Source organism: Vibrio sp. 10N.286.48.F5, assembly GCF_041469785.1.
Classification (GTDB): Bacteria; Pseudomonadota; Gammaproteobacteria; order Enterobacterales; family Vibrionaceae; genus Vibrio; species Vibrio crassostreae_C.
On record NZ_JBFRLG010000034.1, the window covers coordinates 14,645 to 41,087 of the forward strand.

The window sequence follows — 26,443 nt, forward strand, 5'->3', positions numbered from 1 at the left end:
GTTAGAGCTAGCTGTAGCGTCATTAAGCGCTCAGTGCTTGCTCTAGGTCAGCCAAGATATCGTCAATGTGCTCGATACCTACTGATAGGCGAATCATCTCCGGTGATACACCGGCTTGTTTCTGTTCAGCTTCGCTTAGTTGACGGTGTGTCGTCGAAGCTGGGTGACAAGCGAGAGATTTCGCATCGCCAATGTTAACTAAGCGCTTGAAGATTTGCAGTGCATCATAGAAGCGAACACCGGCTTCATAACCGTCTTTTAAACCAAAAGATAGAATGGCCGATGGCTTACCTTGCATGTACTTTTCAGCGAGTGGATAGAATTCTGAATCAGGCAGGCCAGCGTAACTTACCCAACTGACTTTCTCGTGTTGCTTGAGGTATTCCGCTACTTTCAAGGCATTCTCTGTGTGTCGCTCCATGCGTAGCGACAACGTCTCCAAACCTTGCATCAACATGAAAGCATTCATTGGTGACAGTGCTGCACCTGTATTACGTAGGGGAACCGTTCTAGCACGACCAATAAACGCAGCCTCACCAAAGGCCTCGGTATAAACCACGCCATGATAAGAAGGCTCTGGCTGATTAAACACAGGGAAGCGGTCCTTGTGCTGTGCCCATGGGAATTTACCTGAGTCGACAATCACGCCACCTAACGTTGTACCGTGACCACCCACGTATTTAGTTAGTGAGTGCACCACGATGTCAGCACCAAAATCGATAGGTTTACACAGTACAGGCGTCGCCACCGTGTTATCAACAATCACAGGTACACCTTGTGCGTGAGCAAGTTCAGCAACACGCTCTAAGTCGATAATATTACCTGCTGGGTTACCGATACTTTCGCAGTAAACCGCCTTGGTTTTTTCGTCAATCAGTGCCGCTAAGCTTTCTGGTTTATCGTCTTTAGCAAAACGAACTTCGATCCCTTGGTTTGGCAGCATATGAGCAAATAGGGTGTAAGTACCACCGTAAAGCTGAGGTGTTGAAACAATGTTGTCACCGATTTGCGCCAACGTCTGAATCGCATAGTTGATCGCAGCACTGCCCGCACTTACCACTAAGCCTGCGATACCTCCTTCTAAGGCGGCCATGCGTTTTTCTAACACATCATTGGTTGGGTTCATTATGCGAGTGTAGATATTGCCTGGCACCGCAAGGTTGAAGAGGTCGGCGCCGTGTTGTGCGTCATCGAATTCGTACGCGACGGTTTGGTAGATTGGAGTGGCAACCGATTTGGTTGTTGGATCAGTGTCGTAACCGAAGTGAATCGAGAGTGTTTCGTCTTTCATGAGTCTTCCCTGAACTATTGAGCGATTTATGTACTCTCATATTGCCGATTTTTTTATAAAAGAAAAGTATGTTTAGTCACAGAGAGGCAATTGGAATTGTGTGCGGGACGATTCGTTTTTGGTTCGGAAGTGCAGGGTGTGATTGGTACTGAATCAGAAAAGCAAAAAGCCAGAGCAGCATGAACTGTTCTGGCTTTTCTAATTTGGTGGCCCCTCCCAGATTTGAACTGGGGACCGAACGATTATGAGCTAAGCTTCAGCCCTGTAATCAACATAGTAACCCTGCCCCGAATCACTCTGAAATCCACCAGCAAAATCACATCACCTGATTATCCGCATGATTTCTCTGACGTCGACGACGAGGTTGATGGGGTTGATGGGGATGTCGGAGTTGGAAGGGTTAACAGGGTTACTGAGGTTGGTTCTGAAATAGATGATGAATCCGTTCGGCAACTCCCCTAACTCTATCAACCCTAGAATTGAATCGAAAGACCGGATTAGGACCGGACCGACGACGCCGTCAACGAAACCTAGGAAAAGTAATTACTGAAGAAGTCAGCTAGAGCAAGGGCTAGAGAGAGATTACAGGGCCAGTCTAGAGTGACCGACCCAGCGACTTAGGATTTTAGGTTGGGGATGAAAGACAGTGTTTTAATTTTCACAAAGAATTTTTAAACGATCCTGAAAGTGCTTATATCGTAGACAGTTATCTCTGGACAAAGATTGATGAATTTAAGATTAACCAGAATCCAGCTTCAATTTTCGCCCTGTACGATACTTTGCTAAAGGTAAAGGTTAAAGCAAAGAATAAATATGGTGCATATGTTGATACCTTACTCGTTTGCCCCTTAGTTGATGGAAACTTCGATAAGCTTGCTGCTTTAATTTTAAAGTCTGGCGTACCAGAGCAGACCGTAACTACACCTCTAGAAATCACTGAACAGTTAAAAAAAAGTTACCCCAGTTTGTTAAGTAATAAGCTAATAGAACTAGGGTACACTGGTACTGGTTCGGTCAGGTACTTTATAGATAATTTATTTTATAATGATAAATCGATATCACTAAAAGAATATCAGTCATTGGTTCAAATGCTTGAGGAGCATAATATCGATTAATGATAAATTCGTTGATAATTAATGATGACTTTGAACCGGTCCACTTATCGTGCCGACTCCCCTTAACAACTTATGCTTTTAAAGGAGAGCTTTATGAAAAAAACTATAGCTTTGCTTATGATAATATTCTCCCCACACTTGTTTGGTGCTTTAGGTTCAAATGCTGAAGCAATAGATAAGGGAACTATATACGTAGATTTTTTTATGTGCTCTTACTTAGTTGATGACTATATCGTTAGTAAAAAACTGGAAGATATGGCTCAAGATTTACTAGATGAAGCTAATAATAGCAGTGAAAAGTATAGGAGCGTATTTAAAGGTGTCTATGACGAGAAGTTATTACTTTTCGCTTCAGAAACTAATAAAGTTGATTATTGCAAGGATACCTATAAACAAGCAATGAATGCTAAATAGCCACTTCGAAATCAGCTACCATAAATGGGACTTGTAATTAAACAAGTCCCATTTATGCTTAATTTTTAGTACTTTTTTATAGATTTATCTAACTACTCACATCCCCCACCAACTCAGAAACATTAGCACTTACCTCTCTTAGCCTAGAGCTAGCCAAATGAGCATACCTAGTCGACGTTTGAGGGCTCTGATGCCCAAGTAGATGCTGAACATCATAGAGCGTAGCGTTACCACTATTGATTAAAATTGAAGCGAAAGAGTGCCTTAAGTCATGTATACGGAAGTCATCATAGATCCCTGCTGCTTTCTTGATTCGAGCGAATGCCTTCTTTGGATGTGCGATAGGTCTACCGGGTGCATCTCCGGCAAAGATATAGGGGTTCTTACGTATCTGAAATCGTCGTTGGTCATTTATTACCTCCTTAGCTAAATTATTGAGTAAAACCGTCCTTGATAACCCCGATTTTGTGTGGGGAAGAAATAGGCTCCAATTGCCGTCGTCGACGACGGTAAGACAGTCCCACTTAGAGTTAGTAATTTCACCAATTCTCATTCCGGTAAGCAGGGCGAATTTTAAGGCGTTGCCTTGAGTACGATTGGGTTCCTCGTTGCATGCCTTGATGAAAGATGAAACTTCTTTGCGGTTCAGGAATCTGTTTCTTAAATTATTCTCCTTAAGCTTCCTTATGTACTGCCCCGGATTCTTGTCCACGAATCCCCACTCCATCGCTAATCTGAACATTCTAAGGGCTAAGGAACGTAATCTATTCACTGTTGATGGTTTCCTTGTTTCTAGGACCCCATCGAGTAGCTTTTGAATGTCTTGTTGGCTGATATCGGTGATACTTTTCTTGCCCCATTTGGGGTAGAAATGAAGCTTTAAGTTACCAATATCATTCTTAGCAGTGAGTTTGTTCATTCGGGCATAGGGTAAGTAGTGTTCTTCCGCAAACTCGAAGAAGGTTAGTACATTGGATTTTTCATCCCTCATAGCCTTAGGGTCATTACCCAGAGCTATCTCTCGCTTGTGGTCATTAGCTATCTGCCTAGCGGTATTGATATCTAGCGCTGGATATTCGCCAATTTGTAACGATTTTTTTTTGCCAAAATAGGTGTACCTGAATAGGAATCTGCGTCTCCCTTGTCTGTTGATAATTATTTTCAGGCCGCTACAGAGCTCATCCGTATACTCTGTTTCTTTGCTTCGACTTGTCGACGGTAATGAATCAAGTTGGCGTTTATTGAATTTGAATTTACGAGATTGCATCAGTCCCCCTTACTCATCAGAGATTGAGAAATGCTGGTGTAATTCAGTACGGAGTGTCTTAGGCATCAGTAGGTAAATACCCTTGCCGTTATCCTCGACAATGCTTAGGGATATAGAAGCTCCGTAATCTAGTTCATCTTCGAATTCGATATAGGTTAGAGCTCGTTTCAGCAGTTCAATATCGTCGACAACGACAGCGCTTAGGTCAGTAATTGAAGTAAGGAACCAAAGTTCACATTGCAGTTCGTCCCATGCCTGCTGGGTTTCAGTTTCATCGTGGAATGGTTCGGTGAGTATGGCTTTGACTTGTTCTTGTAGGGTAGTAGTGGTTGGTAGGGTTATGATTTGTTGAAGGTTGGTTATTTTGAACACAATTAACTCCTTTATTATCAACATCATAAATTTAATATGAGTCTGACTTTCAAGAAGGTTCGGGTGCAGCCAAAAACATTTTATTGGACAAATCATCAATTAAACATTGAAATCATAATTAAATCATATATGATTGTATTTCTTCCTTTTATGATTTTATGGTGATTTATGAAGATCGATATTTCCCAAAAAACATACGAACGTTTGTCCGAGCTAGCGAAAGGCTTTGACACCCCAGATACTGTGATTAATCGTTTACTGGATTCAGTGTCCAAAACACCTGAACGTAAGCCTGGCATTACCTTTAACCCAAACAATGAGTCGGCTTTTAAAGCTGCTCTACTGGATACTCGGCTGGCTGAAGTCTGTATCACTTACAGTGATAAGCCATCTCTCTTTTTGGTATGGAACGCCGATAAGTTCAAGGAATCATCAAATCTGAAGGCTAACCTGTGGTCAGGATTTCTTAGAGGCTGGAAAGAGAAAGGTATTACCGGAATCACCCTAACTGTTTTGGATTCTAATTCTGATAAAACCGTTTTAGAAATAGGGCATGCATTGGGACTTAGCTATGCGGATGCGGTAATTGTTCAGCCACGATTCCACAGAGAAAATGCAGATACTTATTTGATTTGGTTCGAAAATGAAGATTTTTCTATCATCGATAAAGTGCAGCACAAAGTTAACAATGACATCAATGTGTACTTACCATCTTTCATGCTCGATCTGTAACCATCCCCAACCTAAAATCCTAAGTCGCTGGGTCGGTCTCTCTAGACTGGCCCTGTAATCTCTCTCTAGCCCTTGTTCTACCTGACTTCTTCAGTAATTACTTTCCCTAGGTTTTGTCGACGGCGTCGTCGGTCCGGTCCTAGTCCGGTCTTTCAACCTGATTTTAGAACCCAATGAGTGGACATCAACCCTATTTAAACTTCCTATTTAGGTTTTCTGTCCAGTTTGCTGTCGTCGACGGGATACCCACGCTAGATTTCCATCTGATTCCAGTAGTCCATTCCCTCAACCCAACTTCTCGCCCTAACTCATACGAGATTCGCCCTAGAACCACTCCTAGCGTTGAGATTACCGATTCCAGTATGAATACCAGTCCAGTGATTAATAGCTGCTTCTGGTGCTGAGGTTCACTGCTGCTGACTACTAACCTAAATCACTTAAGAGATATCAGACCAATTACCACTGAGGGTAATTGGTCATCATTGTTCAACAGTCATCTGGTTCTAATCTTCGGTGCTGAGTCTCCTGACTGATCTCAGCTAGAACTCCATTTAGGTATCTCATTTATATCTATTATTAATTAACTTCAGCTAATGGACAGGATGTTGGTTATATTTTTGTTGGTTTAGTCGGGAAGTTTTTCTGGGGTTCTACTCTGGTGTTGAGTGGTATGTATTTAGCGAAGAACCTTGCTGTACAGATGAGAGAGGTTACTGATGGTCGATATCAGCCTGAGATAGATTTACGGGTTCTGTGGTGATTAGGTGGAGTGTTTCACTGGCGCTAATGGAATCGTGCTTACAGGAAGTAATCGAAGACCGGATATGGAAAGGACTAGAAAAGATAAAGGCCCATGAATTTCTTCATGAGCCTTATCGGAATTTGGTGGCCCCTCCCAGATTTGAACTGGGGACCGAACGATTATGAGTCGTGCGCTCTAACCACTGAGCTAAGGGGCCGTAGGGCATAGATTATAGGGGAAGCGTTCAATGGTGTCTAGACACTATAAGGGGCAATTCCGCTTACATCTTAGCCACTTAAATCACACGGATAAAAAAAAGGTGAGCCAACGCTCACCTTTTCTTATTTATGCTTAAAAGCTAACCGCACTAAAGTGTGTGATTACTCGTCTAGGAAGCTACGCAGAGTTTCTGAGCGGCTTGGGTGACGAAGTTTACGCAGTGCTTTTGCTTCGATCTGACGGATACGTTCACGAGTTACGTCGAACTGCTTGCCCACTTCTTCAAGAGTGTGGTCAGTGTTCATGTCGATACCGAAACGCATACGCAGTACTTTAGCTTCACGAGGTGTTAGGCCAGCAAGAACGTCTTTAGTTGCACCGCGTAGGCTTGTTGCCGTTGCAGAGTCTAAAGGTAGTTCTAACGTTGTATCCTCGATGAAATCACCTAGGTGCGAATCTTCGTCGTCACCGATTGGTGTTTCCATTGAGATTGGCTCTTTAGCGATTTTCAGTACTTTACGGATCTTGTCTTCAGGCATTTGCATGCGTTCAGCCAGTTCTTCCGGCAGTGGTTCACGACCCATCTCTTGTAGCATTTGACGAGAGATACGGTTTAGTTTGTTGATCGTTTCGATCATGTGAACCGGAATACGGATAGTACGAGCTTGGTCGGCAATCGAACGAGTGATTGCTTGACGGATCCACCAAGTAGCGTAAGTAGAGAACTTATAACCACGACGGTATTCAAACTTATCTACCGCTTTCATCAGACCGATGTTACCTTCTTGGATTAGATCCAGGAATTGTAGACCACGGTTTGTGTACTTCTTAGCAATCGAGATTACTAGACGTAAGTTCGCTTCAACCATCTCTTTCTTCGCACGACGAGCTTTCGCTTCACCGATAGACATACGACGGCTGATATCTTTGATGCTTTGAACAGTAAGAGACGTTTCACGTTCGATCATATCCAGTTTTTGGATAGAGCGACGGATGTCGTGCTCGTTACGTTTGATCTTTTCTGCGTATGGCTTGTCTGAAGCAAGAACTTCATCCAACCATGCTTCGCTAGATTCGTTACCAGTAAATAGAGCAATGAAAGATTTCTTCGGCATTTTGCCGTACTCAACCGTTTGACGCATGATTAGGCGTTCTTGAGTACGTACGCGATCCATAGAGTTACGCAGTTCGTTTACTAGGTAATCAAACTGTTTTGGTGTTAGACGGAACTCTTTGAATACGTCTTGCATCATTGTCGTTGCAAGCGTTGCTTTCGGGCTTTCATGGCCGTACTCGTTGATCGCTAGTTGACGATTCTGGTAGCTAGTACGAAGCGCTGTGAACTTCTCAAGAGCAAGCTCAGGATCGATACCTGTATCTTCTTCTTCCTCTTCCTCGTCGTCTTCAGCGTCTTCTTTGTCTTCGTCTTCCAGATCAGTTTCAGCAAGTTCTGAACCGATGTGAGTCGCCGTTGGCGCAGCTGTGCCATCGTCGTCTGGGTCAACAAAGCCATTGATTAGGTCTGTTAAGCGAATCTCTTCTGCTTGTACGCGGTCAAACTGTTCCAAGATGTATGGAATAGTGCCTGGGTACTCAGCAACCGATAGTTGAACTGTATTGATACCATCTTCAATACGTTTCGCAATGTCGATTTCGCCTTCACGAGTCAGTAGTTCAACCGTACCCATTTCACGCATGTACATACGAACTGGGTCAGTAGTACGGCCAATCTCGCTTTCTACGCTTGAAAGCGCAGCAGCTGCAGCTTCGGCTGCATCTTCATCTATATTGGCATCGTCATCATTAAGTGCTAGATCATCAGCATCAGGTGCAGTTTCAACTACCTTGATACCCATGTCGTTGATCATTTGAATGATGTCTTCTACCTGTTCAGAATCCACGATTTCTGCAGGTAGGTGGTCGTTTACTTCGGCGTAGGTCAGATAGCCTTGTTCCTTGCCTTTAATAACAAGTAATTTAAGCTGTGACTGCGGATTTTGATCCATAGATGATATCCAACTTCAGGTCTGGTGAAGGACGTTGCATTCTCAAATGCAAACCAATTATGTTAACAAATTTATTAAATGCTGACTAATCAAACAGGGTTACGCTTTTAGATCTAGCATTAAAGCTAGTAGCTCCCTTTTTTCTTCGGCTGATAAACCGACGCTTCTTGCTTTGGCCTGCAGGTTTTCAATTTGTTTTTCAACGCACTGGGCAAGTATGTTGTCCAATGAGTCTAAAAATATGTCTTCTTGATTGTCTTCGTCGAGGGGGATTTCCCAGCTCGCGAGACGAGACAGAAGAGCCTCATGTTTATTGTGTCGCCAATGCTCTAATAATTGGCCTGTGTTGATATGGGGATGCGCGTGGCATTTATCAAGTACTTCGACGAATAAACTTAGCCCAGGCAATTGTAAGCCTTTGACACTTGATAAATCCGGTACCATATCAGCATAGCTCGGATTTTGGATAAGCAAAGCGATAACTTCACGCATTGGAGTGCGTTTCAGCTCTTTATGCGGTTGAGGTGTCGGGTTCTGTGTATGAACACGCGCACGTCGCAATTGATTATCAAATCCAGTTCGCTCATCGAGCAGTTTTTCGAGTAATTCTTGGAAGTAACTGTCTGGAATTTTGTTAATCAAGGCGCTGGCGTGTGCACGCAGTGCCGATTTTCCTTCGGTTGTTCCCAAGTTTAACTTGTGTATTTCAATCAGGTTATCGAACAAATAGGTCGAAAGCGGCGTCGCATTGTGGACCAGTTGTTCAAAAGCGGCTTTGCCATGCTCTCTAATATAGCTGTCTGGGTCTTCACCGTCGGGCAAGAACAGAAACTTAAGCGTGTTACCGGTTTTCAGGTACTCAAGTGCGTTTTCTAGTGCGCGCCATGCGGCCTCTTTACCTGCTCGGTCACCATCGTAACAACAAACCACAGTGCTGGTTTGACGGAACAACATTTGAACATGGTCGCCGGTTGTCGAGGTGCCCAGTGATGCTACTGAGTAATCGACACCATATTGCGCGAGTGCCACGACATCCATGTAACCTTCAACCACAAGTATTTGCGGCGGTTCACGGTAGGCTTGCAGCACTTCATAAAGGCCGTAAAGCTCTTTACCTTTATGGAAGATAGGCGTTTCTGGTGAGTTGAGGTATTTTGGTGTGCCGTCTTCTAATACACGACCACCAAAACCAATCACACGGCCACGACGATCACGAATTGGGAACATTACGCGTCCACGGAATCGGTCGTATCGGTTACCTTTATCGTTCTCAATTAGCATGCCGCCAGTCACGAGCATGTCTTGGGCTTCTTTCTGTTGGCCAAAGTTCTTACGAACTAAGTCCCACTCATCGGCCACATAACCAATACCAAACTTCTGGACGATCTCGCCCGAAAGGCCACGATTCTTTAGGTAATCAATCGCAGGTTTGTTGGCTGATATTTTCAGTTGAGAGCGGTAAAAATTACTGATGCCGCCCATCAAATCGTAGAGGTTACGTTTTTGTTCGCTGTTGGCTCTTGGTGCTGTTGATATCTCGCCGCTGCGCTGTTCTCTAGGAACGTCGAGGCCTAAGAAAGAGGCTAGCTCTTCAATAGCTTCAACAAAATCGAGGCGTTCGAACTCCATAATGAAGTCGATAGCATTACCGTGTACGCCACAACCAAAGCAGTGATAAAACTGTTTTTCTTGGCTTACGCTAAAAGAAGGGGTCTTTTCGTTGTGGAATGGGCAACAAGCACCATAGTTTTTGCCTTTTTTCTTAAGTTTCACGCGTGCGTCCACAATGTCGACAATGTCGAGACGCGCTAGGAGATCATCGATGAAACTACGCGGGATGTGTCCTGCCATAAAACCTTAGAAAAATGCACTAACTGAGAGTGTGGATAATAATAGTTTGAATAGGTTACAGATACAAACAAGCCGTGCGTTCCGAAGGATTGCACGGCTTGTTGCAATTTGATTTGGGATTAAGCGAGTTTAGAACGAACTAAACCACTAACTTTCCCCATATCTGCACGCCCTTGAATTTGTGGTTTCAAGATAGCCATTACTTTACCCATGTCTTGCATGCCCGCTGGTTGAGCTTCGGCGATTGCGCTATCAAGTAGTGCAATAACTTCTTCATCACTTAGCGGTTGAGGCATAAAGCCTTCAAGTACCGTAATTTCTGCTTTTTCCACGTCAGCAAGATCTTGACGATTTGCTGATTCATATTGAGCAACAGAATCGCGACGTTGCTTAACCATTTTAACTAATACAGCAAGAATGTCGTCGTCGTTCAGAGTGATCCGTTCGTCAACTTCACGTTGCTTAATTGCTGAAAGAGCTAAGCGGATAGTGCCAAGGCGCGGTTTGTCCTTGGCTTTCATCGCTAATTTTTGCTCTTCTTTGAGTTGTTCAATAAGAGCCATAACTCAGTCCTTATGGATTAAGTTATTAGTACAGGCGAACGCGACGTGCGTTTTCGCGAGCTAGCTTCTTAGCGTGACGCTTTTGAGCTGCTGCTTTAGCGCGTTTGCGAACTGTAGTTGGCTTTTCGTAGTGCTCGCGACGGCGAACTTCAGAAAGGATACCTGCTTTTTCACAAGAGCGCTTGAAACGACGTAGTGCAACGTCGAACGGTTCGTTTTCACGTACTTTAACTATTGGCATATGCCTTTCACCTCAGGGGTTATTCATTATCGCTGGCTACTCAGTACCAAATCAGAGAAGTTACCCATCGAGCTAACTCTCTATTCGCGTTTGGCCATTAACCAGCTTGATCAAAAATGGTGCGGAATTTTAATCCGATCACAGTGGCTTTGTAAAGCACTTTGTCGATTATAGTCTGTACAATATTTGTTTGAAGAGCTTAGGCAGGGTAATATTGCGCTAATTTCCCATTTTAGACGAAAGCGTGCCGAGAAAATTATGCGCATTATTGGTATTGAAACCTCTTGTGATGAAACAGGAATCGCGATTTATGATGATGAGCAAGGGCTGCTTTCTCATCAATTATATAGCCAAGTAAAGCTGCACGCCGATTACGGTGGTGTGGTACCTGAGCTAGCTTCACGTGACCACGTGAAAAAAACAATTCCTCTTATTAAAGCGGCATTAGCTGAAGCGAACCTAACGTCGAAAGACATTGATGGTGTGGCTTACACGGCTGGCCCTGGTTTAGTGGGTGCACTGCTGGTTGGTGCAACGATTGGTCGCAGTATTGCTTATGCGTGGGGAGTGCCTGCAGTGCCTGTTCACCATATGGAAGGTCACCTTCTTGCGCCAATGCTAGAAGATAACCCACCACCATTCCCATTTGTGGCTCTGCTGGTTTCTGGCGGCCATACCATGATGGTAGAAGTGAAAGGTATTGGTGAATACCGAATCCTTGGTGAATCGATTGATGATGCAGCGGGTGAAGCGTTTGATAAAACCGCGAAACTGATGGGCTTAGATTACCCTGGTGGTCCACTGTTATCTCGTTTGGCGGAAAAAGGCACTCCGGGTCGTTTTAAGTTCCCGCGTCCAATGACCGATCGTCCGGGTTTAGATATGAGCTTTTCTGGTCTGAAGACGTTCGCAGCGAATACCATTCGTGATAACGATAATGATGACCAAACTCGTGCTGATATTGCTTACGCGTTTCAAGAAGCCGTTTGTGCAACCTTAGTAATCAAGTGCAAGCGTGCCTTGGTTGAAACGGGCATGAAACGTATAGTGATTGCTGGCGGTGTAAGTGCCAACAAACAACTGCGCGTTGAGCTTGAGGCGCTTGCTAAGAAAGTCGGTGGTGAGGTGTACTACCCACGCACTGAGTTCTGTACAGATAACGGTGCGATGATCGCTTATGCGGGCATGCAGCGCCTAAAGAATGGCGAAACGGCTGATTTGTCTGTTCATGCCACACCGCGTTGGCCTATTGACCAGCTAGAGCCAATTGCGTAATTGACTATAGTGTTTCGATAAACGGTCGCCTTGTGCGGCCGTTTTTATATCCTAGCTTACCGACTGTATGTCGATAAATAATTGCTGATAGAGATTAGGGAAGAAAATGAACAAGTTCACAGTAGACAATCAATCGATGGCGTACCTAGATGAAGGTCAAGGCCCTGTTGTTGTACTCGGCCACAGCTACCTTTGGGATAGTGCAATGTGGAAGCCGCAGATCGAAGCGTTAAAAACTCAGTATCGCTGTCTTGTTCCAGAGCTTTGGTCTCATGGTGAATCTCAAGCAGCACCCACTTCGATGCGTAACTTGAAAGATTACGCTCAGCACGTTTTGGCTCTGCTTGATCATTTAGAGATCGAAGAATTCTCAGTGGTTGGCTTATCGGTTGGCGGTATGTGGGGGACTGAGTTAGCGGAGCTTGCACCTGCACGTATTAAGTCTTTGGTTCTAATGGATACTTTTGTGGGTTTAGAACCAGAAGTTGCTCACGCAAAGTACTTCAGCATGTTAGATACCATCACTCAAACCAAGACGGTTCCTCAGCCAATTGTTGAAGCGGTTGTTCCACTGTTCTTCGCTAATGATACGCAAACCAACACGCCAGCTTTAGTGGAAGGGTTTACTCAGCAGTTGTCTGCTCTTGAGGGTGACAACGCTGAAGAAGTGGCACGAATTGGTCGAATGGTGTTTGGACGTCGCGATATGATTGAATCGGTAGAGAACTTTGCTCTGCCTGTTTTGATTGCTGTAGGACAAGAAGATAAACCACGTCCGGTACTTGAGTCATACTTAATGCACGATTGCATTACGGGCAGTGAGTTAGTGGTGATTCCTGGCGCAGGTCATATTAGCTCGTTAGAGCAACCAGAGTTTGTGAACACAATGCTGAAGACGTTTTTAGATAAACATCTGCTATAAGCTTTAAATACTGAATATTATGGTTCGGCTTAGACGTGACAGTTTAAGCCGATTTTTTTTGTCCGAGTTTTGGTTCGCTGCCATCGAGTAGGCGGCGGATATTCTGATGGTGACGCAACACGATCAAACAACACAACATGGCTACAGGCAGTGTGTATTGAGGTTTGACTAACCAAGCGTAGAAAGGTGCGAGCAACACAGTAACCAGTGCCGCTAAAGAAGAATAACGAAACAAAAATGCCACAACCAACCAAGTCGCCATGATCATGCCCGTTAGATCAAATCCAATTGGGGCGATGGCTCCGAGTGCCGTTGCGACGCCTTTACCACCTTTAAAGTGGAAGAATATTGGGTACATATGACCAAGGCATGCAGCAATCGCCACGACGCCTAAAATGATCGAGTCGATGTTGAGGTAGTAGCCAAGCCAGACTGGAATGGTGCCTTTAAGCATGTCACAAAGTAGCACGGCTGCAGCGGCGCCTTTACCGCCAACACGCAGGACATTGGTTGCTCCTGGGTTGTTAGAACCTACTGTTCGAGGATCTGGGAGCCTCAAAACTCGGCATATCAAGACCGCACTAGAGATTGAACCTAGTAAGTAGGCAGCAATGATCATGATAAGTGCCAATGGGGTCATGTCTGTCCTTTAACGGTTATACGCCTAACGATGGGAAAATAATGCTCAATCCAAGAGTAATTGATATCATATCTCGAATTACGCAAATAATACGTTTTTTTCCCCAATTTGGGTATCCGACCTCTAAAAGGACAAGTCATGGCACTGGATAAAGTTTTCATTGAGCAGCTAGAAGTAATTACAACGATCGGTGTTTACGATTGGGAGCAAGAGATCAAACAGAAACTGGTGCTTGATATTGAAATGGCTCATGACAACCGCCCAGCAGGCAAGAGTGATGATGTGGTTGATGCTTTGGATTATTCGAAAGTGAGCAGTGCAGTACTTGAGCACATTGCAAATGGCCGTTTTCTACTCGTAGAACGTGTTGCTGAAGAAGTCGCAGAGCTTATTATGACTCAGTTCTCTGTGCCGTGGATTAAAATCCGATTGGCTAAACCTGGCGCAGTGCCACAAGCAAAAGCCGTTGGTGTGATCATCGAACGAGGTCAAGCATGACAGTAGCCTATGTTGGTGTTGGCACGAACATAGACCGCGACAAGCATGCAAGGGTGGCATGGACAGAGCTTCAATCGTTAGGGACTAACCTTAAATGCTCTAAAATCTATCACTGTGAGCCCGTCGGTTTTAATAGCCATCCGTTTTATAACTTTGTGATAGAGCTCGACACGTCACTCTCATTGACTGAATTTTCACAGCAGCTGCGTAAAATTGAGTTTAAATGGGGTCGCTCTCAAGATGCGCACAAACTACAAGATCGAAAACTCGATCTTGATATTGTGCTGTTTGGAGAGGAGGTTTCTGAGTGTGAACCAGAATTACCACGCAGTGATATCTACAAATATCCTTTTGTAACACAGCCGCTTTATGATCTTTGTCCTGCGCGAGTGATCCCGCAAGACGGAAGAACCGTCAGTGAAATATGGCAGAAGATGCAGCAATTAGACTCGCTCTCTGTCGTAGATATAAAACTATAATTTTTAAGGTAAGTAATGAGTTATTTTGAAGCGTTTATATTGGCGTTGGTGCAAGGCTTTACAGAGTTTTTACCTATTTCCAGTTCTGCACACCTAATCCTTCCTTCAGCTGTTTTAGGCTGGGAAGATCAAGGTTTGGCTTTTGATGTTGCTGTCCACGTTGGTACTTTGGCAGCTGTTGTTATCTATTTCCGTAAAGAAGTGGTCTCTCTGTTGAGCGCATTCTTTGGTTCAGTGTTTAAAGGCGATCGTAGTAAAGAAGCGAAGTTAGCGTGGATGATCATTCTCGCGACGATTCCTGCGTGTATCTTTGGCTTGTTGATGAAAGATATTGTTGAGCTTTACTTACGCAGTGCGTGGGTGATCGCGACGACAACGATTATCTTTGGTCTATTGTTATGGTGGGTGGACAAGAACTCAAGCCTGCGCGATGACGAATACCAAGCGGGTTGGAAAAAGGCGCTGTTTATTGGTCTTGCTCAAGCAATGGCGATCATTCCGGGCACGTCTCGTTCTGGCGCAACCATTACCGCGGCGCTTTACCTTGGTTTCACACGTGAAGCGGCGGCTCGATTCTCTTTCTTGATGTCTATCCCAATCATCACTCTGGCTGGTGGTTATTTAGGTCTTAAGTTGGTGACAAGCGGTGATCCAATCCATGTTGGCACTTTGCTAACGGGCGTTGCGGTGTCTTTCATCAGTGCTTACATCTGTATCCACTTTTTCTTGAAGCTTATCTCTCGTATGGGCATGACACCGTTCGTTATCTACCGCCTGATTCTAGGTTGTGGTCTGTTTGCTTTCTTAATGATGCAGTAACAGACACAGGCAACGGTCTCGCTGTAAGAATTGAAACAAAAGGCCCGCTTAACTGCGGGCTTTTTATACGTTTTAGGTAGAGCGGCGACGATTAACTGCTAGCGAGTTCTGATAGGGCGTTTTCAATTGCGATGGCTCTGCGTTTCTCTTGTTCTTCTCGAATATCTTTGCCTTTAAAACCATCGGTAATGATCGCTTTTACTTCGACTTGAAGCGCCGCTTGGTAGGCGACTTCAAAGCGCGCTTTTTGAGGATAAGGCTGATCTTCTAATCCTTTTCGGCCTGCGTGGTCGGCCTGGCAGCAAAGTAGTATATCGTCGAGCCTATCTGGCTTACGCCAAACATCGAACTTGTTGAGAACCTTGAGAAAGGTGGTTGGTTTGAGCTCGCCTGCGCGGTGGATATTAGAATGTTGCTCGCACACTAACAACGCAAGGTCTCTGAATTCATTGGGCACTCTGACTCTTTCACACAGCTTCTTAATGATTTTTAAGCCTGTATGGCAATGCATTTTGTGGCTTGGCCACTCGCTTTCTGGCGTGACGCCTTTACCTAAATCATGTACTTGAGCGGCAAAACGCACGGGTAACGATGAGCTTAATCGCGCAGCTTGCTGAGCAACCATCAGAGTGTGAATGCCCGTGTCGATCTCAGGGTGCCACTTTTCCGGTTGAGGTACACCAAACAGCGCGTCAATTTCAGGCAACACAACAGCCAATGCACCACACTCTTTAAGTATCGAAAGGAATACTTCAGGGTGCGGAGTACTAAGGGATTTATGCCACTCTTGCCAAACTCGTTCGGCAGTGAGATGTGCCAGTTCACCGGATTGAACTATCTCGCTCATCATCACCATGGTTTCTGGTGCAACCGTAAAGTTGAGGTGATGGAGTTTGGCGGCGAAGCGAGCCACACGCAGCACACGAAGAGGATCTTCAACAAAAGCGTCCGAGACGTGCCTTAGAATACGATCAGAGAGATCTTTTTGGCCATGGTAAGGATCGTAAAGCTGGCCTTTATCGTCTTGAGCAATGGCGTTGATGGTCAAATCTCGACGCATGAGATCTTCTTCCAAACTCACGTCTGGCGCGAAGTAACATTCGAAACCTGTGTAACCCGAACCTGACTTTCTTTCGGTGCGAGCCAGTGCGTGCTCTTCTTTGGTTTTTGGGTGTAAGAATACGGGGAAGTCTTTGCCCACTGCAGTAAAGCCAAGGTTTTCCATCTCTTGAGGGGTACTCCCTACCACAACCCAATCTCTATCATAGCTATCAATGTTGAGCAGCTTATCGCGCACCGCTCCACCGACTAGGTAGCGCTGTAGCCCATTGTCTTTTGGTAGGCTATCGTATATTTGCAACTTATCACCTCGAAATGTTTTATCACTGCTGGACTTTACTGCAAGCAATGGTACTTTCCATTAATCGTAATTATAGGGCAGCACATGTATAAGGAATATTTTGGCTTCGTTGAGATGCCATTTTCGATTGTACCAAATTCTCGCTACTTGTTTTTGAGTCAGCGCCATCAAGAAGCGATGCAGAACCTACAAGCCGGTTTAGGCGAGGGTGGGGGCTTTGCGATGCTTACTGGTGAGGTTGGTACAGGGAAAACAACGGTCGCTAAGGCGATGTTGTCTTCATTGGATAGTCATACTCAGGCTGGCCTTATACTTAACCCTACGTTTTCAAATACGGATTTACTAGAAGCTATCTGCGATGAGTTTGAGGTCGAGTACCCAGAACAAGCATCGTTGAAACAGCTCAGTCAGGCTATTCATTATTTTCTACTTGATAGCCATGCCGAAGGCATTCAAACCCTATTGGTGATCGATGAAGCCCAACACCTCGCTGCCGATGTGTTGGAGCAGTTACGCCTTCTAACAAACTTGGAAACCGACAATCGTAAGCTGTTAAAAGTACTGTTGGTCGGCCAGCCGGAATTACAACAGCACTTACAAACCACGCAGCTACGTCAGCTAGCACAGCGCATTACTGGTCGTTATCACTTACTGCCTCTTAATACCGAAGAAACGGGCAAGTACATCGCGTTTCGTTTGGAGACGGCGGGTGGCGAGCAGATGTTGTTTTCGAACCGTTCTATCAAGCTGATTGCTCAATATACGCATGGTATTCCAAGGCTCATTAACTTGGTGTGTGATAAAGCACTGCAGTTGGCTTTTCATGACGGTGAGCAGCTACCGAGCAATGAAACGGTTAACCGAGCGTGTCAGCAGGTTATGTCCTTTCAGGCCGATGTGTATCACGTCGAGAAAGCTCTAACTTCTCGTGTCGCGCCTAAGTTATTCCAATACGCAGGGATTGCGACGTTAAGCGTTGGTCTTGCAATAGCGACCTTTAACTTCGCTCCAAGCTATATCAATGCTTGGTTGCCTACGGATGCATCAAATGAAGCAAAGACGGAAGTGTTAGCACGTACTCAGCGTTCTTTGGTATCAGATGTTCCTAAGTTGGTTGCTGAGCCAAAACCTGCCAAGTTTGAATTGCCACAACACATTCAACAACATTTGATGCAGGGGACCAATCGTTCTCTCGCTATCAAAGACTTGTATACGCTGTGGGGATATCAATCTTCACTGCGTGATGGATTGTGCTTAAGTGAGCCACAAAGTGTTTTTGTGTGTGAGCAGCAGCAGGCCAGTTTGGATACCTTGTTAGAACTTGGTGTTCCTGTGGTACTTAATCTCGACATAGACCAAAAACCAGTGTTTGCTGTGCTGTATGGCGTGTCTAAGGATTCTGTCGAGTTGCTGGTTAATGAAAAGCTGTTGGTGATGCCGAAGCAATCCTTAGAGCAAATCTGGCAAGGCGATTACGTCGCTATTTGGAAGCAGCCGCTGCGAGAGACCCTTAAAGAGGGCTATCAAGGTGAAGCGGTTGCTTTGCTTGATCTACTGCTTTCTGAAGTATTAGGAGAGGTTGTTTCCGGTAGTGATGTATTTGATTATGAGTTAAAAATGAAAATCGAAGCATTTCAAACGTGGCAAGGTATGTCTGTTGATGGCATTGCAGGTAAGCGCACCTTAGCAAGATTGCAGAGATTAGCTCAACTCGATTCGCCTAAGCTGATGTCACTAGAAGGGGGCGAAAGCTAATGTCACGTATTATGCACGAACTTAAACAGCCGTCTCACAAGCCATCTTCTATTAATCAGCACTCTCTTAGCAAACCAAGCTTCAAAGGCTACCAGAATCATCATGTTCCTAATTCTGCAAAAGGGATGAGCAACAAGCGAGGTTCATCGTTAGCGATGGGGCTACTCTTAATCTTGGTTCCTTCTTTGTTGGTGGGTGGCGTCTTGGCTTATCAATCGTATATCCAACAACAAGAAGCCGTGAACCAAGCTGCCAATGTCGCTCTGCCAGAATTTAAAACCGAATCAGACATTGAGCCTGAAATTGCGGATGCTGATATAGCAAGCATGGATGCCGTGTCTGAGGAAGAAGATGCCTTGTTCACCGTTCGCCCTGCACCGGCGAGCCAACCGTTGAAAGCATTGCCACGCCAAGAGATGTATGCACAGATTGATTCTGGCGCTAATCGTGCAAACACCGCTGGTGGCTCAGCAGTGATCTTCGCTAATGCTGATAACAACACTCAAATGACAGCCAGTTCTGAATCGTCATCCGTTCAGCCAGGCGCGAGTGATGAAACGACTGCTCTGCAATCAAGCACTGATCAGCAATCAAATAGTGACTTACAATCGGACAGTGATCTGCTGCAAGGGCTAGACCTCAGTGAGTTGCCACCTGATTTGGCATTGAAGCTTGAATCCATTATGGGGGAGCAACAAAGCGCTCCTGAGCCGATGGATTCTAGACCCTCAGGGCAAAGGGGTTCTCAGGTCATTGAGTTGGAAACGCACACCAATAGCTTATCAGGCGTCCTTCCTAAGTTAGACCTACAAACCCATATGTACTCGAGCAGCGAAACCAAGCGTTGGGTAAAAGTGAACGGTCAAGAAGTGGCGCAAGGAGATTGGATTGGACAAGACATTCAATTGCTGGAGATTAAGCCACAATCGGTGATCATAGAGTTCAATCAGCAGAAGATAGAAATCCCAGCTCTGTACGAGTGGAAAGGCTAGCGAGCTCTAAAGGTATCTAGATAACAGACAAATAAAAAGGAGCACCTCGGTGCTCCTTTTTGATCTTCGATACTGAATTTACTGTACCTAATACAAGCGTTACGTCTACGCCCAACCGTTTGGTGATTTTCTGCGACGAGGCATGATGTGTGGCAGAACAAGGCCTAGAAGTAGACCAATACCCGCAACACCACCACCGTACATGAAGTACTTCAATAGTAGGTCGTCTTTTTGAGTGTCTAGCTTAGCGCGCAGTTCACGGTTCTCTGTTTGAGAACTCGTTAGCTGTTGGCTAATTTCACTGTAGTTCTGTTCTAGTTCAGCAATCTGCTTGTTACGAGAATCTAGAGAGCTTGCTAGGCCAGCTTTTTCGCTGTCAGCACTCTGACGAGCATTCGCTAGCTTGCCTTTAACTTCCGTCAGCTCTTTCTCTAGCTTAGGCATACGCAGTGCCATGCTTTCTTGAGTGCTTACAAACTTGCTTTCAACCCAACCTTTACGGCCACGGTTGTCTTGAATTTGGGTGTAACCCGTACTCTTGTTAGTTTGTAGGAATGTAATCTTTTCACCAGCATCAACACTACCGATGATACGGAATGTGTTGTTTGGGCCAGAATGCATATAAGTAAATAGTTTGTCAGCAATATAACGGTCTTGTGCAAAGGCAGCTGGAGCCGCAAGCATTGCGAACAAAACTAAGCTAATCAGTTTTTTCACAGTAAATCCCTTAACGATTCAAATTGGGTAGGCGTATGAGTCAGCCTCAATCAGCAAATAATATTTAGTTTCTTTATGCGGTGCAACAAAGAAGGGAGGCAAAGCCTCCCTTTCTGTGCGTTTGAGTCAATAATGACATGGCATTTACATATCGTTACTGAAGCTCACACTGTTCTGACGCTAGTATTCACTAACGCAGTCGCGATTACATAGTAAACGCAGCTTGAATTCCGTAGAAGAACACAACAGCAAGTAGAGCACCTGCAGGTAGTGTCACAATCCAAGAAGCCACGATATTACGTACAACGCCTAAGTTTAGTGCTGCGATACCACGAGCAAAACCAACACCTAAAACAGCACCAACGAGTGTTTGTGTAGTAGAGATTGGAAGGCCAGTACCTGAAGCTAGTACAACCGTACATGCAGTTGCAAGTTGTGCAGCAAAGCCACGGCTTGGTGTTAGTTCTGTAATACCAGTACCAACGGTTGCCATTACTTTATGACCCATTGTTGCAAGACCAACAACGATACCGAATCCACCTAGAGGAAGAATCCACCATGCGATAGTACTCTTACCTGTGATTTCACCCATGTGCTCAACGGTTGATACAACAGCAGACAGTGGACCAATCGCGTTCGCAACGTCGTTTGAACCGTGTGCAAATGCCATCGCACAAGCTGTGATAACCATGAGTACAGAGAAGATGCCTTCAACACCTGCAAAGCCGTGGTCTTCTTCGCGGTTAGCGAATTTCTTCTGGATGTATAGGTAACCGCCGATCATTACAAGCGCAGAAACGCCAGCAGCCCAAACCCATGCTTCAGTGTTGCTTAGGTGAAGACCAACGTGCTTAAGGCCTTTCTTGATGGTTACAAGTGCAATTACCATTGTTGTAATGAACATGTATACCGGTACAAAGCGTTTCGCGTTAAATAGCGGGTTCTCTGTATCAAAAATCAGTCGTTGAGCACTTACAAATATGACGTAAGCGAAGAAGCCGGAAATAACGGGTGTGATAATCCAACTACCCACAATACCTTGAACACTGTTCCAGTCTACAGCTTCAGTACCTACAGAAATACACGCAAAACCGATGATTGCACCGATGATTGAGTGAGTCGTAGAAACCGGCCAGCCCATGTAAGAAGCGAGAAGTAGCCATGTACCAGCAGCAAGAAGTGCTGACATCATGCCGTACACAAGTACATCTGGTTGATGAGCGAATAGAGACGTTTCGATAACACCTTTACGGATCGTGTCTGTTACTTCGCCGCCCGCAAGGTAAGCACCTGCGAATTCAAAGATCATTGCGATAATGATCGCTTGTTTAACGGTTAAAGCTTTAGAGCCTACTGAGGTGCCCATTGCGTTCGCAACGTCATTTGCACCAATACCAATAGCCATCAAGAAACCGAAAGCTGCTGCAACAATAATCAGGACAGTGCCGTAGTTAGCAAGGATATCCATCGTAATACCTAGTTGTTTGATAACAAGCGGAACAAATTTAGACGCAAAAAACCGCTCAGCGAGAGGAATACTCAGCGCATAAGTGGTTTGTTCAAAAAATGCTCTTCGTTATATGGTTAACGTATGATTTAAGATCGAGAAAGCATTACTTCAAGACGAGCGCCTACACGCTGTGCTTGATCTGCAATACCACCAACCCATTCAAGAATTTTGTATAAGAACATGATATCAACTGGATTCAGATCGCCTTCAATTGCCATTAGTTGTTGGCGTAGTTCGATCTGCATCGCATCCGTGTCATCTTCAATTACATCTAATTGATGAATCATTTCGGCAACGAGTGTTACTTCACGGCCTTTAAAGCCAGTCTCAAGTAATTCGTCTAATTCATTGATTACGTTTTGTGCTTGGTTCGCTGCATCTAGACAACGTTTAACGTAAGCGATGAAGTTTTCTTGCATAGGAGCAGGAATGACAAGTTGACGACCATATACACGGCCAGCAATGTCTTTCGCTAGGTTTGCGAGTTTGTCTTGTTGAGTTAATAGCTCCAACATATCGGTGCGATCAACTGGCATAAACAAACCACGAGGAAGTTTAAGGCGAATTTCACGTTTTAGTACGTCAGCTTCTTTCTCAAGGTGAGAAATTTGAGCTCGAATTTCTGATGCTTTTTCCCAGTCACCTTTTGAAGAAACTTCAAAGAAATTAACTAGGTGAGAACAACATTCGTTCACGCATACTACGTGACGCTGCAAAGGTTTAATTGGGGACTTTGCAAATAACCCCATAATTGTATTTACTGGCATGGTCATCCAACCTAATAAATAATAACCTTAAAACAACATACACCATATTCATGGTGAAATGTTAAGCGATGGCTACAAAGTCGCGCATGTTAACCTAATCAATCTCTCATTAAAACTGTTTTAGATCATCATAAGGGCGATATTTCTGACTTGCCGACTTTTCAAATTGGCAATATCCTGTCCCTATCTTCACAGAAAGGTATAACTATGGAAACCGAGATAGAACTGAAGTTTTTTGTTTCTCCTGAATTTTCAGAGACTTTACGCAATAAAATTGCTGAAACTAAAGTACTTCAGCACAGTTGTCGTGAGCTAGGTAACATCTACTTTGACACCGCTGACAACTGGCTACGTAAGCACGATACAGGCTTACGCATTCGACGCTTTGATGACGTATTTGTACAAACCGTAAAGACTGCTGGTCGTGTGGTTGCTGGCCTGCATCAAAGGCCTGAATACAATGCAGAACACGACAGCAACGAACCTAAGTTAGCCCTGCACCCAGAGGATATCTGGCCAGCAGGTAAAGACATCGAAACGTTGCAAGCTGAGCTGACTCCTCTGTTCTCTACCAACTTCACGCGTGAGCAGTGGTTGATTGGTATGCCTGATGGTAGCCAAGTCGAGGTCGCATTCGATCAAGGCTTTGTTGAATCAGGCGACCTGCAAGAACCGATTTGCGAAGTCGAATTGGAACTTAAATCCGGTCAAACGGATGCGCTATTTACATTGTCTCGCCAATTCTGCGAACAAGGTGGCATGCGTTTGGGTAACCTAAGTAAAGCAGCTAAGGGTTACCGTCTTGCTCAAGGTTATCAAGGAGATGAAGTTACTCCTTTGACCTTAGTTGATACTGACAAAAGTGATACCGTTGAATCGTGTTTTATTCAATCTTTAGAGCATGCTCTCGCTCATTGGCACTATCACGAGCAGATTTTCACAGAGCGTCAATCGATTGAAGCTTTGCATGAGATCAGTCACTCGCTGAGTTTTATTCGCCAAACTTTCACTATCTATGGCGGCATTGTTCCAAGACGAGCAAGTGCGATTTTACGTCAAGAGTTAAAGTGGCTTGAGCAAGAGCTTGAGTGGCTAAAAAGCTATGACCACTTCGAAGATTTGCTGGAAGATAAAGGCCATGTGCTGCGTAAACTCGATGCGCGTAAGTTCTTAGTCGCTGAGCTGAAAGAGATGCAAGAGCAACTTCCAGATCGTGAAGAGCTGCTTACCTTGCTGAGTTCGGCTCGTTACACAGGTTTATTGCTAGACCTGAGCCGTTGGATTCTGTCTCGTGGTTGGCAGCCTTTCCTAGATGAAAAAGCACGTGAGCAAATGGCTAGTGGTATCGAATGGTTTTCGGTGAAGCAGCTTGATCGCACATGGGCGGACTTGATGGAAGCTTTCCCACCTGAACGTGTGATGACTAGCCAAGCGTATATTGATCAGCAATACCGTTTGATGCGCAATCTATACTCTGGTGTGGGTTTTGCGAGCTTGTATGACGATGAAGAGCGTAACAGCTTCCGTTTGCCATGGGCTGACATGGTACAAGGTATTGATGATTTGCTGGCACTTAAAACATTAGAGCCGTTAACTGAGAAGTTAGAAGGCGATGAGAAGGTTCAGCTAGAGCGCTGGTTGGCTCGTCAAGAAGTGTCCATTCTGCATGCGATGGAACAGACACGCCAAATCAGTGTTGAGGTTGAGCCATACTGGCAAGACTAAACTCGATACCTGTATCAATAGAAGTATGAATTTGAAAATAGGGCTCCGGCCCTATTTTTTTGTTTGTTGCTCAAGTTTTTCGAGTCGCTCTAAGATTTTCTGTTGCTGCTCGATGATCTTCTCAAGGTGTTTCTCTTTGTTTTCCGCTCGTAGATTCTCATGATGAGTTGGGGAGGTGATCAAAGAAGTAATCAAGCCTGAAATCATACCAAACACACCGACACCACAGATGATCACCATTGAAGCCACTAACTGACCGGAAGTTGTCACTGGGTAATGGTCGCCATAACCCACAGTACTGATGGTCACAAACGCCCACCATAAAGCATCATGACCTGTAGTGATGTTGGCGTTCGGATCTTTGTGTTCCAATAGCAGGATCGTGCCAGCACCGATAGTCAGTAAGATCACCAAAAGCAGAATGATGGAAGCGAAAGTGGTCTCTTTCCTATTACGAAATAACTCTCTGAAAATACGTTTACTTGAACGCAGAACTAAGATGACTCGCAGAATTTGAAAAATACGGGCGAAACGAAGAGGCTCGATCATTGGGATACTTGCTAAGAAATCGATCCAGTGTACTTTTAGAAATTCTTTTTTGTTTTGTGATCTAAATAGATCAATTGTGAGCTGAAAAAGAAAAACACTACAGATTATAAAATCGAGGCCGATAAGGACTTGTTTCGATTCTTTATCGATCGGTACGAACAATAAGCCTGAGATCACAAATAACGCTAAGAAAGAGAGAATCAGTGACAATAAGCTCATCGGCTTGGTGGCGTCTTTGGTATTATTCAACATTCATACGAGGCTCAAAATAAATCGCGAACTTTGACTGACATAGCCAACTCGCGGATATAGAAGCCATCAATATATAAGAATTAATGGAGAACTGACAATGACTAAACTGTCATTCAAGCCGTGGGAAAGGGTAATCTCTGACGTTCGTCTCGTTCCAAAAATGGTCATGTTGATGATATTCAGCACTATCTTGATCATTTCGAAGCAGCTATGGGACGCAAGTACGTTTTACGATTCATTGCTTGCTGTAACGAACAATGCGCAAGTCGCACAACAGCATTACGAGACTTACCTAGTTCAAGTGGCTTGGCAAACAGCCTTGATGATCATTGTGTTTGTGGTTCTTCTGTTAGCAGCGGCGCGCGTTATGCTGCGCCAGACTCAATACCTTAATGACGCCATTAAAACCATGGCCGACAAGAACTTATCAGTGCCGATTCAAATGGACTGTAAAGATGAATACGGCGATGTGGCACGCGAACTTGAAAAAACTCGCGTCCAACTGAACGACATGATCAAAACTCAGGTGGCCTCTTCTGATGAGCTGTTTGCTCTGACGGAAGTGATGACCATCAGCATGTCTGAAACCAAAGAGTCAGCTCAAGAAGAGTTCAACGAGATCGATCAACTGGCAACAGCAATGAGTGAGATGACGTCGACGGTGCAAACTGTCGCTGAGCATGCACAAAGCGCTTCGTCATTGACGGAACAGGCATCAGGCCAAGCTCTTACTGGTCAGAAGTTCGTTCAAGGATCAGTGTCTAAGATGAGTGAGCTATCTTCAGATATCGCAGCATCTGCAGCAGCGGTAAACCAAGTAGAAGAACGCGTTGACTCAATTGGCAGTGTGGTTGGTACTATCCAAGGCATTTCAGAACAGACAAACCTACTAGCATTGAACGCTGCAATTGAAGCGGCACGTGCCGGTGAAGCGGGTCGTGGTTTTGCGGTTGTTGCTGATGAGGTTCGTAACCTTGCACAGCGCACTCAGCAAGCGACGGTAGAGATTCAAGACATGATCAGTCATCTACAAAGCAGCGCTAACTCTGCGGTAGAACTGATGGAGAAGAGTGTTGTTGAAGCGGCTGAAGGTGTTGATCTGGTGACTAACGCGGGAAGTGAGCTTGACGGCATTGTAAGCCAAGTCAATCAAATCAATGATATGAACTTCCAGATCGCGACCGCTGCAGGCCAACAGAGCAGTGTTGCTGAAGAGATGAGCGTCAACCTGACCAATGTACGCGAGCTTGTTGAAGCTTCAGTTGTGGTGGTTGGTGAACTGCTCGAGACCTCTCAGCTTATGGAAAGTAACGCGCAAGAACTCGACGGTAAGATTAAGCAATTTAAGGTTTAGTCCTCAGCACCCAATC

General features: G+C 44.8%; 25 protein-coding genes and 1 tRNA gene. 12 read left to right on the forward strand and 14 right to left on the reverse strand.

Annotation, left to right across the window (positions count from 1 at the left end; all coding sequences use genetic code 11):
* Window positions 1-22 precede the first annotated feature (22 nt).
* Entirely contained in the window at window positions 23-1,291 is a 1,269-nt protein-coding gene (locus AB4185_RS18130; RefSeq protein ID WP_017061406.1) for an O-acetylhomoserine aminocarboxypropyltransferase/cysteine synthase family protein, read from the reverse strand.
* Between the two features lie 779 nt (window positions 1,292-2,070).
* Between AB4185_RS18130 and AB4185_RS18135 the strand changes: the two genes are divergently transcribed.
* Window positions 2,071-2,406: a hypothetical protein gene (locus tag AB4185_RS18135; protein WP_372135731.1), complete on the forward strand. Its 336-nt coding sequence runs from the start codon at window positions 2,071-2,073 to the stop codon at window positions 2,404-2,406.
* Window positions 2,407-2,499: 93 nt separating this feature from the next.
* Window positions 2,500-2,820: a hypothetical protein gene (locus tag AB4185_RS18140; RefSeq protein ID WP_372135732.1), complete on the forward strand. Its 321-nt coding sequence runs from the start codon at window positions 2,500-2,502 to the stop codon at window positions 2,818-2,820.
* An 88-nt stretch (window positions 2,821-2,908) separates the two neighbouring features.
* Here AB4185_RS18140 and AB4185_RS18145 read toward each other — a convergent pair whose 3' ends face one another.
* Together AB4185_RS18145 and AB4185_RS18150 are read right to left on the reverse strand one after the other, a co-directional pair.
* The gene (locus AB4185_RS18145; RefSeq protein ID WP_372135733.1) at window positions 2,909-4,087 is read right to left on the reverse strand and encodes a tyrosine-type recombinase/integrase; all 1,179 of its coding nucleotides are present in this window, start codon (window positions 4,085-4,087) and stop codon (window positions 2,909-2,911) included.
* 9 nt (window positions 4,088-4,096) lie between these two features.
* Window positions 4,097-4,459, reverse strand: coding sequence for a hypothetical protein (locus tag AB4185_RS18150; protein WP_372135734.1), 363 nt, complete (start codon window positions 4,457-4,459; stop codon window positions 4,097-4,099).
* Window positions 4,460-4,627: 168 nt separating this feature from the next.
* Between AB4185_RS18150 and AB4185_RS18155 the strand changes: the two genes are divergently transcribed.
* Window positions 4,628-5,191, forward strand: a complete 564-nt coding sequence (locus AB4185_RS18155) for a hypothetical protein (RefSeq protein ID WP_372135735.1) — start codon at window positions 4,628-4,630, stop codon at window positions 5,189-5,191.
* A gap of 883 nt (window positions 5,192-6,074) precedes the next feature.
* Here AB4185_RS18155 and AB4185_RS18160 read toward each other — a convergent pair.
* The 5 genes from AB4185_RS18160 to rpsU form a co-directional block, all read right to left on the reverse strand.
* Window positions 6,075-6,150, reverse strand: a tRNA-Ile gene (locus tag AB4185_RS18160).
* A gap of 163 nt (window positions 6,151-6,313) precedes the next feature.
* Window positions 6,314-8,158, reverse strand: a complete 1,845-nt coding sequence (gene rpoD / locus AB4185_RS18165; protein ID WP_017061407.1) for an RNA polymerase sigma factor RpoD — start codon at window positions 8,156-8,158, stop codon at window positions 6,314-6,316.
* A gap of 99 nt (window positions 8,159-8,257) precedes the next feature.
* The gene (gene dnaG / locus AB4185_RS18170; protein WP_017069474.1) at window positions 8,258-10,009 is read right to left on the reverse strand and encodes a DNA primase; all 1,752 of its coding nucleotides are present in this window, start codon (window positions 10,007-10,009) and stop codon (window positions 8,258-8,260) included.
* Window positions 10,010-10,128: 119 nt separating this feature from the next.
* Window positions 10,129-10,572 carry a GatB/YqeY domain-containing protein gene (locus AB4185_RS18175; protein WP_017061409.1) on the reverse strand — a complete coding sequence of 148 codons (444 nt, stop codon included), beginning with the start codon at window positions 10,570-10,572 and terminating at the stop codon, window positions 10,129-10,131.
* A 25-nt stretch (window positions 10,573-10,597) separates the two neighbouring features.
* A complete protein-coding gene (gene rpsU, locus AB4185_RS18180) occupies window positions 10,598-10,813 on the reverse strand; it encodes a 30S ribosomal protein S21 (protein WP_004396009.1) in 216 nt (71 codons plus the stop codon).
* Between the two features lie 258 nt (window positions 10,814-11,071).
* Here rpsU and tsaD point away from each other — a divergent pair, with 258 nt between their 5' ends.
* Entirely contained in the window at window positions 11,072-12,088 is a 1,017-nt protein-coding gene (gene tsaD / locus AB4185_RS18185; protein WP_017061410.1) for a tRNA (adenosine(37)-N6)-threonylcarbamoyltransferase complex transferase subunit TsaD, read from the forward strand.
* A gap of 106 nt (window positions 12,089-12,194) precedes the next feature.
* Entirely contained in the window at window positions 12,195-13,010 is an 816-nt protein-coding gene (locus AB4185_RS18190; protein ID WP_372135736.1) for an alpha/beta fold hydrolase, read from the forward strand.
* Window positions 13,011-13,053: 43 nt separating this feature from the next.
* Here AB4185_RS18190 and plsY read toward each other — a convergent pair whose 3' ends face one another.
* Window positions 13,054-13,650 carry a glycerol-3-phosphate 1-O-acyltransferase PlsY gene (plsY, locus tag AB4185_RS18195; RefSeq protein ID WP_004735970.1) on the reverse strand — a complete coding sequence of 199 codons (597 nt, stop codon included), beginning with the start codon at window positions 13,648-13,650 and terminating at the stop codon, window positions 13,054-13,056.
* Between the two features lie 138 nt (window positions 13,651-13,788).
* Here plsY and folB point away from each other — a divergent pair, with 138 nt between their 5' ends.
* The 3 genes from folB to AB4185_RS18210 are packed head-to-tail and all read left to right on the forward strand — an operon-like array spanning window position 13,789 to window position 15,446.
* Window positions 13,789-14,148: a dihydroneopterin aldolase gene (folB, locus tag AB4185_RS18200; protein ID WP_372135737.1), complete on the forward strand. Its 360-nt coding sequence runs from the start codon at window positions 13,789-13,791 to the stop codon at window positions 14,146-14,148.
* A complete protein-coding gene (folK, locus tag AB4185_RS18205) occupies window positions 14,145-14,627 on the forward strand; it encodes a 2-amino-4-hydroxy-6-hydroxymethyldihydropteridine diphosphokinase (protein ID WP_017062921.1) in 483 nt (160 codons plus the stop codon). The genes folB and folK overlap by 4 nt, the downstream gene beginning before the upstream one ends.
* A gap of 15 nt (window positions 14,628-14,642) precedes the next feature.
* Window positions 14,643-15,446, forward strand: coding sequence for an undecaprenyl-diphosphate phosphatase (locus AB4185_RS18210; protein ID WP_010434624.1), 804 nt, complete (start codon window positions 14,643-14,645; stop codon window positions 15,444-15,446).
* Between the two features lie 91 nt (window positions 15,447-15,537).
* On the opposite strand, the gene AB4185_RS18215 is transcribed toward AB4185_RS18210, so the two are convergent.
* A complete protein-coding gene (locus AB4185_RS18215) occupies window positions 15,538-16,854 on the reverse strand; it encodes a multifunctional CCA addition/repair protein (protein ID WP_102428402.1) in 1,317 nt (438 codons plus the stop codon).
* A 36-nt stretch (window positions 16,855-16,890) separates the two neighbouring features.
* Between AB4185_RS18215 and AB4185_RS18220 the strand changes: the two genes are divergently transcribed.
* Window positions 16,891-18,561 carry an ExeA family protein gene (locus tag AB4185_RS18220; RefSeq protein ID WP_229647471.1) on the forward strand — a complete coding sequence of 557 codons (1,671 nt, stop codon included), beginning with the start codon at window positions 16,891-16,893 and terminating at the stop codon, window positions 18,559-18,561.
* Window positions 18,561-19,553: a general secretion pathway protein GspB gene (locus tag AB4185_RS18225; RefSeq protein WP_017061416.1), complete on the forward strand. Its 993-nt coding sequence runs from the start codon at window positions 18,561-18,563 to the stop codon at window positions 19,551-19,553. The genes AB4185_RS18220 and AB4185_RS18225 overlap by 1 nt, the downstream gene beginning before the upstream one ends.
* Before the next feature lie 105 nt (window positions 19,554-19,658).
* On the opposite strand, the gene AB4185_RS18230 is transcribed toward AB4185_RS18225, so the two are convergent.
* The 3 genes from AB4185_RS18230 to AB4185_RS18240 form a co-directional block, all read right to left on the reverse strand.
* Window positions 19,659-20,270: a TIGR04211 family SH3 domain-containing protein gene (locus AB4185_RS18230; RefSeq protein ID WP_017062917.1), complete on the reverse strand. Its 612-nt coding sequence runs from the start codon at window positions 20,268-20,270 to the stop codon at window positions 19,659-19,661.
* A 205-nt stretch (window positions 20,271-20,475) separates the two neighbouring features.
* On the reverse strand, window positions 20,476-21,738 hold the full coding sequence (locus tag AB4185_RS18235; protein ID WP_017061418.1) for an inorganic phosphate transporter: 1,263 nt from the start codon (window positions 21,736-21,738) through the stop codon (window positions 20,476-20,478).
* A gap of 128 nt (window positions 21,739-21,866) precedes the next feature.
* Window positions 21,867-22,547, reverse strand: a complete 681-nt coding sequence (locus tag AB4185_RS18240) for a TIGR00153 family protein (protein WP_010434644.1) — start codon at window positions 22,545-22,547, stop codon at window positions 21,867-21,869.
* 207 nt (window positions 22,548-22,754) lie between these two features.
* On the opposite strand from AB4185_RS18240, the gene AB4185_RS18245 reads away from it, so the two are divergent.
* Entirely contained in the window at window positions 22,755-24,272 is a 1,518-nt protein-coding gene (locus AB4185_RS18245) for an inorganic triphosphatase (protein ID WP_017062915.1), read from the forward strand.
* Between the two features lie 51 nt (window positions 24,273-24,323).
* Here AB4185_RS18245 and AB4185_RS18250 read toward each other — a convergent pair whose 3' ends face one another.
* Window positions 24,324-25,073 carry an ion transporter gene (locus tag AB4185_RS18250; protein WP_017061420.1) on the reverse strand — a complete coding sequence of 250 codons (750 nt, stop codon included), beginning with the start codon at window positions 25,071-25,073 and terminating at the stop codon, window positions 24,324-24,326.
* A gap of 97 nt (window positions 25,074-25,170) precedes the next feature.
* On the opposite strand from AB4185_RS18250, the gene AB4185_RS18255 reads away from it, so the two are divergent.
* A complete protein-coding gene (locus AB4185_RS18255) occupies window positions 25,171-26,427 on the forward strand; it encodes a methyl-accepting chemotaxis protein (protein WP_017061421.1) in 1,257 nt (418 codons plus the stop codon).
* Window positions 26,428-26,443 lie beyond the last annotated feature (16 nt).